The sequence below is a fragment of the Opitutus sp. sgz309028 genome (assembly GCF_059821195.1).
The window spans coordinates 16,484-31,116 of sequence record NZ_JCAMRR010000002.1 but is presented as its reverse complement, the minus strand read 5'-3'; the positions used below and the strand labels follow the sequence as shown (position 1 = coordinate 31,116).

General features: G+C 61.8%; 9 protein-coding genes. 6 read left to right on the top strand and 3 right to left on the bottom strand.

The genetic code is table 11. The features are described from left to right. Positions 1-232: 232 nt before the first annotated feature. Positions 233-4,087, bottom strand: a complete 3,855-nt coding sequence (locus AC6RV7_RS06120; protein ID WP_500093030.1) for a TonB-dependent receptor plug domain-containing protein — start codon at positions 4,085-4,087, stop codon at positions 233-235. 834 nt (positions 4,088-4,921) lie between these two features. Between AC6RV7_RS06120 and AC6RV7_RS06115 the strand changes: the two genes are divergently transcribed. From AC6RV7_RS06115 to AC6RV7_RS06095, 5 genes are all read left to right on the top strand, one after another. Next, a complete protein-coding gene (locus tag AC6RV7_RS06115) occupies positions 4,922-6,583 on the top strand; it encodes a Rossmann-fold NAD(P)-binding domain-containing protein (RefSeq protein WP_500093029.1) in 1,662 nt (553 codons plus the stop codon). Positions 6,584-7,030: 447 nt separating this feature from the next. Further along, positions 7,031-7,540: a PEGA domain-containing protein gene (locus tag AC6RV7_RS06110; RefSeq protein ID WP_500093028.1), complete on the top strand. Its 510-nt coding sequence runs from the start codon at positions 7,031-7,033 to the stop codon at positions 7,538-7,540. A 34-nt stretch (positions 7,541-7,574) separates the two neighbouring features. Beyond that, the gene (locus AC6RV7_RS06105) at positions 7,575-8,210 is read left to right on the top strand and encodes a hypothetical protein (protein ID WP_500093027.1); all 636 of its coding nucleotides are present in this window, start codon (positions 7,575-7,577) and stop codon (positions 8,208-8,210) included. A 129-nt stretch (positions 8,211-8,339) separates the two neighbouring features. Beyond that, complete coding sequence (locus AC6RV7_RS06100; protein ID WP_500093026.1) at positions 8,340-8,843, top strand: helix-turn-helix transcriptional regulator; 504 nt, start codon at positions 8,340-8,342, stop codon at positions 8,841-8,843. Continuing rightward, positions 8,840-9,256 carry a VOC family protein gene (locus AC6RV7_RS06095; protein WP_500093025.1) on the top strand — a complete coding sequence of 139 codons (417 nt, stop codon included), beginning with the start codon at positions 8,840-8,842 and terminating at the stop codon, positions 9,254-9,256. Before AC6RV7_RS06100 ends, AC6RV7_RS06095 begins: the two co-directional genes overlap by 4 nt. Before the next feature lie 328 nt (positions 9,257-9,584). On the opposite strand, the gene AC6RV7_RS06090 is transcribed toward AC6RV7_RS06095, so the two are convergent. Together AC6RV7_RS06090 and AC6RV7_RS06085 are read right to left on the bottom strand one after the other, a co-directional pair. Further along, a complete protein-coding gene (locus AC6RV7_RS06090; protein ID WP_500093024.1) occupies positions 9,585-10,196 on the bottom strand; it encodes an NAD(P)-dependent oxidoreductase in 612 nt (203 codons plus the stop codon). 428 nt (positions 10,197-10,624) lie between these two features. Further along, on the bottom strand, positions 10,625-11,680 hold the full coding sequence (locus AC6RV7_RS06085; protein ID WP_500093023.1) for a carboxypeptidase-like regulatory domain-containing protein: 1,056 nt from the start codon (positions 11,678-11,680) through the stop codon (positions 10,625-10,627). Between the two features lie 601 nt (positions 11,681-12,281). Between AC6RV7_RS06085 and AC6RV7_RS06080 the strand changes: the two genes are divergently transcribed. Beyond that, positions 12,282-14,297 (top strand): immunoglobulin domain-containing protein, encoded by a 2,016-nt coding sequence (locus tag AC6RV7_RS06080; RefSeq protein ID WP_500093022.1) that lies wholly within the window; start codon positions 12,282-12,284, stop codon positions 14,295-14,297. The last annotated feature ends 336 nt before the right edge of the window (positions 14,298-14,633 follow it).

Sequence of the window (14,633 nt, the reverse complement as noted above, 5' to 3'; positions counted from 1 at the left end):
TTTGCGCTTCGTTTCGCCGGTCGTGCATCCGGCGCGAATCGGTCGTCGAAATCGGCGGAAGACACACGCCGACCACAGGTGGAACTCAGGCGAGCGAGATCCGCCAAATCACCGCGCGGGCGCCAGCGACGCGGTGAGCATGCGCGAGCGGCGCACGCAAAAAAAAGCCGCGGCGTTTGGCCGCGGCTTTGGAGAGAGCGTCAGCGAACGGGTCGCTGGACGCACCAGGAGGCTAGAACGAGAAGGTGTTGGTCACCTGCCAGGACATGCCCTCGTTGATGCGTTGCGCGGCGATCACCCCGTCAGGGTTGACGGAGATGGGCGTGAGCCCGACGGATTCGCCGACGTTGCGGACGTTCAGCTGAATGCGCCACCGGATGGCTTTGGTGAGATGGCGCTGATAGCCGATCCACAGATCGACGTGATCTTCGGTCTCACCGTAAATCGGCTTCTGCACATCCAGTCCGCTGAGGTTGGTCTTGAGTCCATAACCGAGGATCTGCTTGTCCTCCCAACGATAGGCGCCGCCGATATTGAAGCCCTTGAAGGAGCCCTCGTTGAAACTGTAGTTGGTGATGGCACTGAAGCGCCAGGGCCGCATCTCGGGGACCTGGAAGCCGATCGACTCCTTCTGAAACTCCACCGCGGACATGATATTGTCCTGATAGTAGCGGCGAATGGTATTATCGCCGCCCCACCACAGACGGATGTCACCCGCGGGGCCCTGGAGCCGCGACCACTGCTTGTCGATATAGTCGAGCATCGGCTTGCCGAGGCTTTCACGATAGGCGTCGGTCTTGGCGGCGTTGATCTGCAGGTTCCAGCTCGGGGTGGGCGTCCAGTTCACCTCGATCTCGTAACCCTTGGACGTGTTGTCGATCGTGCCGTTGGGACTGATGCCATTGATCTGGCCATTGTTCTGCGAGGAGAACCCCGTGGTGTAGGTGCCCACGTTGAACCCGCTCGCCTTCGCGGCGTCGACGAGCGGCTGGATGTTCCCGCTGGACTTGTAGGCCGCGTATGCGGTCTTCAGCGCCTCGACGTTCGCGTTGATCGCGTAGTTCGTGAAGAACTGCTGGTCCATGCCCGCAAACCACGCATCGATAGCGGCCGTCTGCGCCTGCGTGCTGGGGCTGTTTTTGAACGCATCGGTATTCGGCGCATAGGCGGGATTACCGCCGTCGCCGGTGGCATCGATTCCGGCCCAGTTCCAGTGCCAGGACTGGTTCGGGTCCAGGCCGGCGCGACCGAAGAGATACAACAGCGAGTTGGCCGTGCCCCAGGCTTCGAGTTGATAGAGATAATATTGGTTCGAGCCGAGAATCGAGGAGCCGCCCGGGAGGTTGGCGTTCTTCACCTTCGTCTCGTATTTGCCGACCTTGATGGTGAGCTTGTCGTCGAGGAGGCCGACGACGATACCGTAGTCTTTGCTCTCGGCCGACGGATTTTCGAGCGGCTCGCCATCGTAGTTATAGCGGGCTTCGACGCGGTTGTTCTCGCCGTAGTTGTAATATGCGCTGAGGCCGGAGAGGACGGGGGTGTTTTTCAGCCACTCCCGCGGCAGGTGAGCGACCACGCCCCACGAGGTGGTCCGGCCGGTGTTCTCGAGCACCTGCTCGGTCTTCCCGACCGTGGTCGCCGAAATTCCGGTGGCGTCCTTCGCTCCGGTCGCGGTGTAGGTGCGCAAGGTATCCTCGCGCCAGCCAACGGTCGGCACGATGTTGCCGCCGAAGAGATGGCCCTGCCAGACCAGGCCGACCGACTCCACGACCTGATCGGTCACGCCGTAGTTGGTGACGAGCTGGTCGAAATCGCCGTGATCGGCGTTGAGGATGTCGACTGACGCGGTGGTCCGGCCGGTGTAGTTGAAGGGATTGTCCGCCTGCACGCCGACGGCACCGAGGAGATTCACCCAGCGCGCACCGGGATCCACATAACCGGGAGCCGTCGGATCCCGCGGCGGCAGCCATTGGGTCTTGAAGTAATCGACCGAATAGGTGCCGGACGGATTGTAGGAGGTCTGGATCGGTCCGAGATTGAGGCCGTGGGCGCTCGTGCGGTCGAACAGCGGGCCGCTGAGATAGATGATCGGCGTGATGCCGCGGGTCGCACCGGTGAGGTTGGTGTCGGCGCCGGAGACCGAAAGCCCCAAGGCCCAATCGTAGGGCGTCGCGCTCGGCGCCCATTGTGTTTTCTCCTCGTGGCGCTCTTCGCGGGAGGCGAGACCGGTGAACTGATGCGTGCCGAGGATCCGCTCGAGCAGAGAGCCGCGCCTGATGAAATCATGCGCCCGGAGTTCGCCAAAAGCCGTCAACCGGTAGTTCTCGCGCTCGCGGTCCGTGCGGTCGTTGTTGGTGAAGCTGCCGGCCGTGAACGCGGCACCCGCATTAGCGTTCACATACGGCTGCGCGGCCGTCGGCGTGAATCCGATTGCCCGATACGTGGTGGTATCGAGCATCCCGTTGTCGGGGTCGACCTGCCCGTTGGCATCGGTACGCTGATACTGGGTGAGCTGGTTCTGGAGATTCTTGTTAATGTCGATCGAGATGTAGGGCCGGTTCCAGGTCGCACCCGTGCGCCATTCCGAATAGTCCTGCTTGTCGTAGACGAGCTCGAGGCCCAGGCGGTTGTCGAGGAACGTCTGCGCCACGGAGATGTTGGCGGCGTCCCATCGCTGATGCTCCCGCTTGTTGTCGCCGTCGATCAGGTGATTGTAGAAATCGAAGATCGTCGGATCGGTGAGCGACTGGTCTTTATAATAACCGCGGGTCGCGAGGGGATAACGCGAGGGCACGCCCTCCACCTCGTCGATTTTGTCGATCCCGAGGGCGTAGGCGTTCAGTCCGCCGACGCGCAGCGGCGAACCGTAGGGAATGTCGATCGCGTTATCCACGCCGCCGGTGGCGTTCAAGGCGCCCGGATGTTCGCGCGGCGCCTGGCGCGAGACGAAGAACGGACGCGAGTCGCCGTTCTTGAACCAGAAGCCGATGCCGCCGTTGTTGAGGGGGCCGCCGTCGATGGTGGAGACTCCCGGCTGGTAAGGCAGCGGATTGCGCACCGTGTTCGCGACGCTCGCGAGCGTGCCGCGGGACGCGTCGCCGCCGCCGGCCTGGCTCCACAGGAACATGTCATAGACGCGTTTGCCGAAGCCGATCTTGTTGGCCACGCCGTCCCCGGCGGCGTCCTCGAACCACAGCGAAATGCCGTCGTCCGGCGGCAGGATGCGGGGGCGGTTCGCCTTGATCCGGGCGTTCTCGTAATTGGCGCGCACCGTCAGACGGCCCGCCCAGCTCGCCGGCAGCACCTGCGGCTGGAAGGTGGCCGTCACGTAGCCGCGACGGTCGTCGTTGAAGGCCGGCTCCTGCCGGTATTTCTGGTCGTTGGCCAGACCCGCGGCGCGGAACGCCAGGACGCCCTTGATGACCTCCAGGTTGTAATCGGCCACCCAGCGGACGGAACCGTACTTGCCGATCTGGTTCTCGACCTTGCCGGAGTTGCCGTCGAAGCGCGCCTCGATGGTATTCGCGTTGATGATACCCGCGGGGCTGCCGACGCCGAACAGGATGGAGTTCGGGCCGCGCTGGATCTCGACGCGATCGGTGTTGTAGCTGTCCCACGGGATGTCCGTGAGCATGAAGTTGCGGGTGTTGTCCGCCGTATCCAGCCCGCGGACACGTGTATTGTTGTTGGGCGAGAGCAGCGCGCCGCGGTCGCTGACGCCCTGCGCATTGCCGAAGCCGCCCCAGTTGCCGAAGAGCCCGCCGACCTCCGTGCTCGTGGTGTAGGTGAGCAGGTCGAGGTTGTTGTTGGCGCCGGTATCGCGCAGGAACTGGGACGTCACCACGCTGAGCGGCGAGGCGACATCGCGCAGGTCGGTTTTCACGCGGGAACCCGCAAGGGTGGAACTGGCTCGATAGCTGCCGGTGTCCTCGGTGGACTCCACGACGAACGGCGAAAGGACGATGGTCTCGTCATCGCGTTCGGGTGGGTTTGCCGGTGCGGTGACCTGACCAAATATCCGACCCGAAAAAAGGGCGAGCGTCACGAGGGACGCCAGCACCCGTCTAGGCGTAATAGCGGTGTTCATAGATATGAGTTACTGGTCAACGACGTGCGCCTGGCGGCGCACGAAAGGGGCGAAGATGGCGCGGCAAATTCGCGGACGCCGCGACGCCGGGGCACGGCAGGGCCGCCGGAAAAATCCGGCGCCGTAAAAGCGATGCCAAAACGGAAGCAGGCCCGGCCAGCTTCATGAGGGGTAAATGGGGTTGGCTTCGGAGGGGTAAAAGCCGCGGCTGACACGTCATCGCTAGGCGGTCGCCCGGGACATGGCAAATCTTTTGGCCACTCCGAAACCCTTAAATGGAGCGTCCGGACGGCGCGTCTCGCTTCGCTCCAGCAACGAAGCCAAACCAAGAATCGACGCTCCTTGTTTTTTCTTCGCGAAAACTTCGCCCGCCTTCGCACCTTCGCGCTTAATCGGCTTGGATCAAACGAAGCGCAAAGCCGCGAAGCTGCGAAGTTCGCTCCGCGAAGAGCAATCGGACCAAACCGACCACGCGCCGCACCGTGTTTCACTCGCGTGACAAAGCCCCCAATCAGGATCGGCGCTCCTTGGTTTTCTTCGCGAAACTTTGCCTGCCTTCGCGCCTTCGCGCTTATTCGGCGGCTTCGATCAGACTAAGCCATAGGGGAAAGGAGTGGGCGCGAATCGGGTATGCCCTCTGCGCGCCACCTTGTAAGGCGGAGCCGCCGCGGGTGAACTCCCCGCGGCGAGTGCCCCCTTTCCCCCCCATGAAATCGCCCGCTGAAAATGCGCTTGGTCCGTCCGGCGAAGGCCGACGTGGAAGCGCCGGTCGTGAAACATTTCCCATGGTTGCGAACGCGGGAGCGACGCGCGGTTAACCCAAACAAACACGTTATGAAATCATCGATGGCATATCGCATCGCGGCCGCGCTCGCGGGCCTGGCGGGAGTAGTCGCGCTCGCGGCGTATCCGCAAAATAAAGACGGAAAACCGGCGCCGGCGCCGCTGTTCGACCAGCTGGGCAGCTACGAGCGGGACGTGTCGACGAAGGACCCGCTGGCGCAGCGCTATTTCAACCAGGGGATGATGTTCCTCTGGGGATTCAATCACCACGAGGCGGTCCGTTCGTTCAAGGCGGCGGCGGAACTGGACCCCCAACTCGCCATCGCCTGGTGGGGCGTGGCGTTTGCGCATGGCCCCAATATCAACGCGCCGATGGAAGAAGGAGCGCGTCCGCCGGCGCTGGCGGCGCTGGATCAGGCGCGCGCGCTGGCGCGGCACGGCTCGGACTGGGAGCGCGCGTGGATCGACGCGTTGGGGGCTCGGTATTCGGAAAAACCGGACACGGACCAGGCGGAGCTGAATATTGCCTATGCGAAGGCGATGCAAGACGTGGCGCGGCGGTTTCCCGATGATCTCGATGCGGCGGTGCTGCATGCGGATGCCGTGATGAACACGATGGCGTGGGACTACTGGCTCGCCGACCGGACGACGCCGAAGCCGGAGACGCGGGAGATCATCGCCGCGCTCGAAGCCGTGCTCGCGAAGGACCCGCATCATCCCGGAGCGAATCATGCGTTGATCCATCTGGTGGAGGCGGGACCGGAGCCGGCGCAGGGGCTGGCGAGCGCGGAACGCCTGAGATTTTACGCGCCGGATGCAGGACACCTGGTGCACATGCCTTCGCACATCTTCATGCGAACCGGGATGTATCAGGAGGCGGCACTGGCAAACGAGCGGGCGGCGAAGGCGGACCGGGCCTATATCACGTCGTGTCAGGTGCAGGGATTTTATCCGGGGATGTATTATCCGCACAACGAGCACTTCCTCTGGTGGGCCTATACTTTTCAGGGACGCAAGGCCGATTCGGTGGAGAAAGCGGGCAAGATCGTGGCGCTGGCCAGTTCGCCGATCTGCGGAACGCCGGTGGCGGAGAAGCAGCGCTTCACGCATTTGTCGCTGCTGACGGCCGTGCGGTTTGGCGACGCGGGAGCGATCCTCGCAGCGACAGAACCGCCCGAGGCGGAGCCCCTCGATCGCGTGATGTGGCATTGGGCGCGGGCGACAGCGTATTCGGCCCGCGGAGACGCGGCGGCGGCGACCCTCGAGGCGAACGCGACGCGAGAGATCGCGGGAGGCGAAGCGGTGGCGGCGATGGACAACGTGTATCTGCCGGCGATCAAGATTGCCGGCATCGCGGCCCGTCTCGCCGAAGGGCGGGCGGCACTGGCCCGAGGCGAAACGGAGGCCGGGCTCGGCGCGCTCCGCGAGGCGGTGGCTTTGGAGGACGCGATGCCCTACATGGAGCCTGCATTTTGGTTTTATCCGACGCGGCACACGCTGGGGGCGGCGTTGCTGGCGCTCGGCCGCGCGGACGAAGCAACGGCGGTGTTTCGCGAGGATCTAAAGGTCTGGCCGGAAAACGGCTGGGCGTTGCATGGGCTGGCGCTGGCGTTGGAAAAGCAAGGAGACGCGCCGGGCGCCGCGGCGGCTCGAAAGCGCTTCGAGCAAGCGTGGCAGCAGGCGGACGTAGCGCCGACCTTGGCGATGTATTAAAACGCGGCAGGGAAGCGGCCTCTTGGCTGAACCCAATTCCGGTCGGATTCAGCGCGAAGAGGCGAAAAAGCAGAGGTCGATCCGCGAAAGCGATCCGAGCGAACCGACCGCGCGCCCGAGACGGCGCGCGTCGCTTTGCTTCGGTGCTGGAATCCAAAGCCAGCACCGCCGCGCTCCACTCTTCTTCGCGAAACTTCGCCCGCTTCGCGTCTTCGCGCCTCAGTTCGGAAGCACGGTCGCGGTGGCAGAAAACAAGAAAATCGCAAAGTTTTGGCTGGTGATCACAGATGCAGGTCGACAGCGTTTATAGGCATCCTGCTTCACCCCTTGAGCCCGCCCCGCTCTAGCCTGCTTTCGATTTCCAGGCGCACCACGCGCGACTCGCGCCCATCCGTCATGACCTGAACGACGGCCCCGAAAGTGTCCGCTGCTCAACTCACTGCTTCTATGCGTAAACTACTGTTCCTCGCCGCCGCAGGCACGTTTGCCTGCTTTTTCACCGGTTGCGCCACGATCGTTAAAGACGACAGCCAGCCGGTCGCATTCAGCTCCGATCCCCAAGGGGCGACGATCAGTATCAACGGCATCCCGCGGGGAACGACGCCCACCACCCTCATGGTGAAGCGCAGCCGGAAGAAACAGATGATCCAATATGATCTCGTCGGCTATAAATCGGAAATCTTCCCTCTCGATAAATCGGTCGCGGGAATGACCTTCGGCAATATCATTTTTGGTGGCTTGATTGGTGTCGGCGTGGATATAGCGACGGGCAAGGCGACGAACTATGAGGATTCGGTCCAAGTGAAGCTCACGCCGCTGAATCCATCTGGGCCGCCGGCAGCGGCCCCTGTAGCAGACGTTCCCAAACCCGAGCTGGGCGAAAATTCTGAGGGAAAAGCGGAGGCGGCAAATCCGGCGGCGGTCACTGCGACGACCGAGGCCACGGCATCGTCCTGAAGACGATCACAGCCATGACCCGGATGCTCCCGCCGTGTTTGAGCGCACCTCTTTCATGAAGCCCCTGCCGCTGCTTCGCCTGCTCGGTCTCGCACCGGTCATGGCGCTTATGCTCCTTCTGAGCGGATGCATAATCCCCAAGGTTTATCTCGATCCGCAGTATCGTGCGCCGGCGCTCAGCGTTGCCGCCACGGCCGATCCGAAGCCCGTGAAGTTGATCGTCACCGGGCTCACCAATCGAAAAGCCAACAGCGCAGCGACCAAGGTGTGGACAAAGGAAGTGACCGCCGCGTTGGAAAAATCGAAGGCTTTCGCTCTTTCGGATGCTCCCGACGCGGCAATCCTCGAGATCGAAATCAACAACATCGGCGACACCGACGAAGCCATGAAGAAAGGCTTTGTGACCGGCCTGACGTTCGGACTCGCCGGGTCGGTGGTCACCGATCGCTATATTATGACGGCGACCTACAAAGAGAACGGCGCGGCGACGTTTTCCGGAGAATATAAACACGCGCTTCATACCGTAATTGGCGTCGAAGACGCTCCCCTCGAAGGGGTGAAGCCGACGTCGCTGCGCGACGCTCCGGCGAAACTGGTGGAAGACCTCATCTTCAACTTCGTCCGCGACTTTCAGTCCAAAGCCACCGTAGCCCCCGTCGCGGCACGGTAGCGCGAGCACTTCGACCGCCGCATCTGAACTTCCGGCGTCACTCAGCCCAGCCGGCTTGGCGGCCAAACCTCGCTCGACATTCGGCGACCGGTGCTTTCGTTGGGCGCGATGTCACCACCGCTGCGTCGCATGAGTTCGGGCCTGTCGGGCGACGACCCTCGGCTGACACGGCTGCTCACGGCCTCACGGCTGATTGAAGAATCTTCCGGCCGCGCTGCCACCCTGGCGCACCTCGCACGCGTCGCGGCCATGTCGCCATATCATTTCCTGCGCTTGTTTCGCGCCACGTTCGGCCAGACCCCGCACCAGCGCGCGATCGAGGTGCGCCTCGAGCGCGCCAAGCAGTTGCTCGCGGACACCACCCTGAGCATCACCGCCATTTGCGATGCGGTGGGCTACGAAAGCCTCGGCTCGTTTTCGGCGCTGTTTGCGCGGCACGTTGGCATGACGCCGCGCCTTTATCGCACGCGTCGGCGGAGATACTGGACCATGGGTCTGGAGTTTCCGCCGTTGTTCATCCCCGGTTGTTTCCTCACGGCGATGCGCCCCGATACAAAATCGCAATTTTCGAGAAGTATTGGGGTGGGCGCCTGTGCTAGTCTTGCGGAGCTCCCTACCACTCCCCTGCCATGATCGCCCGCCTTTCTCACACCACCGTTTTCGTCAAAAACCAGGACTCCGCACGTGAGTTTTATACCAAAAAGCTCGGCTTCAGCGTCACCAACGATGTTCGCCTCGGAACGTTCCGCTGGCTGACGGTGCGCGCCCCCGAGCAGAAGGATCTGGAGATCGCGCTGCTGGATCCGGCGGCCATGTTCGACGACGAGCCCGAGATCCGTGAAAAATTCAGTCAGTTGATGGCCGCGGGAAAGCTCGGCGCGGGTGTCTTTCAAACAGCGGATTGTGAGAAGACCTACGAGGAACTCAAATCCCGCGGCGTGACGTTTCGCCATCCGCCCGAACGCCGGCCCTACGGCATCGAAGCGATCCTCGAAGACGACTCGGGCAATTGGTTCAGCCTAACCCAGCCGATGCCGCCGCGCTGAGCGCCGCGGCGAGTTCTGGGTTCTGGGTTCTGGGTTCTGGGTTCTGGGTTCTGGGTTCTGGGTTCTGGGTTTTGGGTTCTGGGTTTTGAGTTCAGGGTCTGATCCCTAAGCTCTCGGCGCTAGGCTCTGGACTCCGGACTCTAGGATCGGCGCCCCTTGGTTTTCTTCGCGAAACTTCGCCCCTTCGCGTCTTCGCGCTTAAGCCCTTTCCGATCGAACTAGCGCAAAGCTGCAAGCCGCGAAGCCATGCCGAGCGAACCGAATCAAGGATCTACTCTTCTTCGCAAAACTTTGCCCCCTTCGCGTCTTCGCGCTTAAGCTACGTGCTTCATTCTCCGACCGTGAACCGGGTCCGAATGTGTCGCGGCGTTTCGAGTTCGTCGATCATCGCCACGGCGAAATCGGCAACGGAAATCCGGCTCTCGCCGCGATCGTTCACCAGCAGCCGGTCGTCGCCGACGCGATAATGCCCGGTGCGTTCGCCCGGAAACAGTAACGCCGACGGCGACAGAAACGTCCACGCCAGTTCCTGCTCTTCGCGCAGGGTGGCGAGGAAGTGCCGGCCCGCCAGTGCTTCGTCCCGGTATTCCGGCGGGAACTGCGGGGTATCCACGAGCGCGACCCCCGGGGCGACCTCCAAACTGCCCGCGCCGCCCACAACGAGCCACCGCGGCACGCCGGCGTTTTTGACGATGCGGATCAGCGCCGCCGCATCGGTGCGGAGGAACTTGGTCGCGCTGAGCACGGCTTCGTGGCCTCGCAAGATTGCTGCGAGTTCCGTTTCGCGAGTCAGGTCTCCTTTGACCGGCGTCACGTTGGGCGAGGCCGGTATCGATTCGACGCGGCGAGCGATGGCGGTGATGGCGTGACCGCGGCGCTGGGCCTCGATCAGCAGGTGCGAGCCCACGAATCCCGTGGCTCCAAGCAGGGCGATTTTCATGTGAAACGTCTCCTTACAGGTTGGTTTTTTCGATCAACTGTCGTTCCAGATCCGCGCACGCAGCGGCGCGAGGACCTCTCGACTTCCTGTCGCGTGTAGCGCGGCGTGATGAATTTGGCGCAATTCCATTCAAACGCCACGACCTCGATCGTCAAAACAGCCGGCGTCCGGCATCCCGCCGAGTTGGCGGCGCGGTGAGTCTATGGATCGACGGCGCGATCGTCGCCGCGCACGCCACGCGTTCGAGCGCGCCCGCTGCGTCGGCGCGGACGGCTGCCCTCGCCCTGTTGAAACAGGCGGCCGCCTGAGCGGATGACGCGCGAAACCAGGTCGACCGCGAGTTCGCCGAGCGCGATATAGAATATAGAGGTTTGTTAACGCGGCTGCTTCGGAGGGTTTTCTCCATGCAGCCGCTGTCGGCCTGTCGCTTACAGCGCTTTCAAGCGCGACGCGTCCACCCACTCGTTCTGCTCCTCCGCGAAGGCATCGAATTTGATCCAATAAAGTCCGTCCTTCACGGCGCGGATCCGTCCGGCGTGCCATTGTCCGAGCATCGGCGAACGCAGCACGTTCACGTGGTCGCCTACCTTCCACTCTCCCGCGCCGCCTCCGGCCGCGCCCGTCGCATTCGCGACGCCCGCCGCGCTCACCGTGCCTTTCGCCGGAATCACGATTTGGAGCACCGACTTCACCACGCCGCTCCCGTTCATCAGCGGCACGTCGCCCGACGCCGGCGCAAATGTCACCGGCGCCGCCTTGGCCAGCGGCGTCTTCAGCTGCGCGCCAACCACCTCGCGACTCGACACCAGCAGCGGCACCGCTGCGCCGCCTGCGTCCAGCATCACCTTGGCCTCATAGTCCGCCAGCGGGACATCGAGAATGAAGCGGCTCGTCCGCTGCCAGTTCAACGGTTTCGTGTAGTTCAGCGTTCGCGCCGGGGCGCCATCCATCAAAGTTCCGCGCGGCGTCAGCTCGATCTTCAACACCGCGTTCTCCGGCAGGCTGCTCGCATCGGTGCCGTCCGAGTTGATGAACTCCAACTCGATCGTGCCGCCAAACAACGCCCGCTCATCCGTGTCGCTCTTCGTGGCCGACACTTTTCCCGACATCTTCAGCACCAGCCTGACCGCCGCGCCTTCCGTAGAATCGAAGTCGCTGTTGTCCTCTCCGTCCAGATACAGCGGCAGCGAATACGCCCGCCCATTGTGATTCACCGTCCAGTTCGCATCGCGGACGCTGAACTGTCCGGGCGGCAACCGCAGCGCGAAACTCCCGTCCGCTTTGGTGCGCACATTCAAGGACGAGCGCTGCCCCGCGTCGGTCGTCCCGAAGACGCGGATACGCACGCCGCCCAGCGGCTCGCCGGTCGCCTTCGCCGCCGTGCCGGTCAGATAGCCCGCCCGCACCGCCTGCGCGGGGAGTTCCACCGCGAATGCGGCCGCCAGCATGATCGTCGCAAAGGTCCTGAGAATAGGGTGAAGCATGGGACCGCTGGTATCGGTTTCGTGGCGACGGCAGACAAGTGAAACCGCCTGTGTCCCGCGAATTTCCGCGCCTTTCCGCGGCGGCGCTGCATTTGCCTAGCGATCGGACCAAGCGCGCGCCAGCGGGGCTTGTCGCGTCGCTTCGGTGACGACGCCCGACCCCAGAGCCGATCGCTATGATTCTCTTCGCGAAACTTCGCGTCCTTGGCGTCTTTGCGCTGAATCGGAATGTCGAGTCGGACTAAGCGCGAAGTCGCGAAGATCGCGAAGGTCGATCCGCAAGGCCGAGCCGATCGAACCGACGGCGCACCGCCCGGCGCTTGTCGCTTCGCACGGGTGACGGAACTCCAAGCCAAGGATCCGTGCCTTTAGTTTCCTTGGCGAAGCTTCGCCACCTTCGCGTCTGCGCGCTTGAGTTCGTAAGCCTTACGCGCGTCGACCAACATCGAGGCATTCGCAAACTTTTGGCTGGTTTAAAGCTGCGCAAATATCCAGCGTTTAGACCCCGTCCGGCATCACCCGCCGAGTTCGTCCTGCTCGTTTCTGCCTCGGTGAATGTGTCCTCCGCTCAACACCCCAACTCAGCTGATTATCCACTAGCATGAGCTCATCCAAAATCTTTCGGATCGGCATCTGCTGCATCACGTTCGTTGGTGCACTTCAAGCGGCCCCAAAATCGGCGCAGGTCCTCGTCCATTCCCGGGCCGTGCAGTTGCTTCCCTCTTCACCAATATTCGTCCCGAGCTTGGGAAACGTCACGACCTACTACTCTACTTTCAACGGGGCCGCCGGTCTCCCGTTGATCGACACTTTTAACGGCAACATCGTAAGCGGCGAACTTCGTCCCCGACTGAACACCAACGGAATCTACGAAGGTAGCTATGGGCAAGTGACAGCGCTCATGGCTATAGACTACGGCTCTTACGCCATTGCCGTCCCGCCGGGCGATGCCGACGGAAACGCCATCCCGGACGTTCTCCAAATCGATCGTCCGGGCAACTTCAATGCGACCGGCTCAGGCTACAGCGCGGCCGCGGGCCTGACATTCTCGATCAGCATCAACTTCACGCGCGCCGTAAACTCGGGAGTCGGAACCTACAAAGCCACCACACAAAATTCCGCTGGAGAAATCAATTCGGTCACCGGGGCTTATAGTGTACTGAGTTACCAAGGTAGCGCATTGTATGAGCGCGGTGCCATCAATACGATTTCGCTTGCCCTGCAAAATGCCGGCGACACCAGTCGCACCATTTCAGGGTCAACAACCTTTACGACTACAGACCAGAATGAAATGGCATATGCCGCCTTTGATGCGATTGGCAACGATGGACGAACATATCGCGTCAAAGCCGGAAATCTGACACGCAGCGGCAACGTATATCGGGGAGGTCTCGAGTTGCACGACGGGCTCCCCGAAACATATTGGGCCGATTTCACCGGATATGCGTTTCTCTTGACGGATGCAAATGACTCAGATCGGGACGGAGTCCCTGACCTTACCGACTCGTCCGAGCTCCCACTCAGTTTTCAGTCAAGCCCGCAAAGTCACGCGCTAGGAATTGGCGGCACACTGATGCTCAACGCGGCCGCGTCCGGAGCAACACAGCTTCAGTGGCGGCGGAATGGCCGTGATATTGCAGGCGCGCAGAGCTCATCTCTGGTTTTAACCAATATACAACCTGCGCAAACAGGGCTTTACAGCGCAAGAGCTACAAACGGCACGACCTCCATTGACAGCCGGGCCGCCATCATCGGTATGACATCCACCGCCAAGGTGGCAGGTTTTGGTGAGGAAATCGGTGCGGATATTCTTCACCCTAATGGCAAAACCTTCGATCAGGTGCTTCTGCAGGGGGAAGCGGCCGTGATCACGGCCGACTACTCCAATAATCAAATCACGCGAATTTCGTTCGTCGATATGGATGACGACATCGTGCAAGTTGAATTTAGCGGACCCGGCACATTGTCATTGGTTCTGGAGATAGCAGCTCCACCAGCCCGCCCCGTAAACTATAATCAAGCCGTGGCCTATACTAAAGGTCACGCGGGGATCGTGATTACCGGCGCCGACGAGCGAACCAATGTATCTATTTTTACCGTTGGCCGCGCTACGGCTTTTGATCCCACCGGAGCATTCAACATATTGCAGGTCGCAAGCCTGACAAATGATCCCAAGAAAAACGGAAGCCCCCTGTTCCAAGGACATGCGACAACGAACTACGACGGTATCGCAGATGTGGCTTTTATCGCGATATCGAGCAACAATGGCAAATTTGGCGGCATACGGGCCGCCAATACGGCGTTCTTCGCCGTCAAGGGGTGGACCGGCATCTACGCCCCCTCGGTTGTGTTCCACGGCCCTGTATATTTTGGCGATATTTCCGCCTACGACGATGCCATGCCTGTTATCGAAATTGGCGCGGCATCAGACGTTCGCGTAACTGGCGGGAGCCTGCTCCAGCCAAACAGGCGGCCGATCCAAGTGGCGGGACTTAGCAAATTGCTGTTCACGGATGGAAGCGATTCCCACGGCAACTTGATTCCGGCGAAGGCGAACCAAGCGACACTCGAACAGGACGGAGTGAATATCACCACGCAGATCGTCTATAATCCATGACTTTTCGCCGACTTTAAGTTCCAGGACCAGGATGGCAGGAAGCCGGGCACACCACGTTTTTCCTGAAGAAGGGCTAGATCGATCTGTCGTTCTGGGATCAGGCATGGAAGTTTGCGAAGGTGTTTCCCGAACTGCTCTCGACCGCGCAACGCGCATCAAAGGGTAGTGCGTTCTTCATTACGCCAAACGCCAGGATCGAGGAAGCATAGCTGCTCAGGGATTATCTGCCCGGAGGGTCGAAGACCTTTTGAAGTTGTACAATCAAGCGCTGAGCGACGGCGGGAGCGTCGACAAACGCACAGGGAGACGATCGCGCCGTTCGTCCAGCGTGATGAT

Bases quoted from the DNA above. Each gene is read 5' to 3' on its own strand.
- AC6RV7_RS06120 (WP_500093030.1), bottom strand. From the start codon at position 4,087: ATGAACACCGCTATTACGCCTAGACGGGTGCTGGCGTCCCTCGTGACG.
- AC6RV7_RS06115 (WP_500093029.1), top strand. From the start codon at position 4,922: ATGAAATCATCGATGGCATATCGCATCGCGGCCGCGCTCGCGGGCCTG.
- AC6RV7_RS06110 (WP_500093028.1), top strand. From the start codon at position 7,031: ATGCGTAAACTACTGTTCCTCGCCGCCGCAGGCACGTTTGCCTGCTTT.
- AC6RV7_RS06100 (WP_500093026.1), top strand. From the start codon at position 8,340: ATGAGTTCGGGCCTGTCGGGCGACGACCCTCGGCTGACACGGCTGCTC.
- AC6RV7_RS06095 (WP_500093025.1), top strand. From the start codon at position 8,840: ATGATCGCCCGCCTTTCTCACACCACCGTTTTCGTCAAAAACCAGGAC.
- AC6RV7_RS06090 (WP_500093024.1), bottom strand. From the start codon at position 10,196: ATGAAAATCGCCCTGCTTGGAGCCACGGGATTCGTGGGCTCGCACCTG.
- AC6RV7_RS06085 (WP_500093023.1), bottom strand. From the start codon at position 11,680: ATGCTTCACCCTATTCTCAGGACCTTTGCGACGATCATGCTGGCGGCC.
- AC6RV7_RS06080 (WP_500093022.1), top strand. From the start codon at position 12,282: ATGAGCTCATCCAAAATCTTTCGGATCGGCATCTGCTGCATCACGTTC.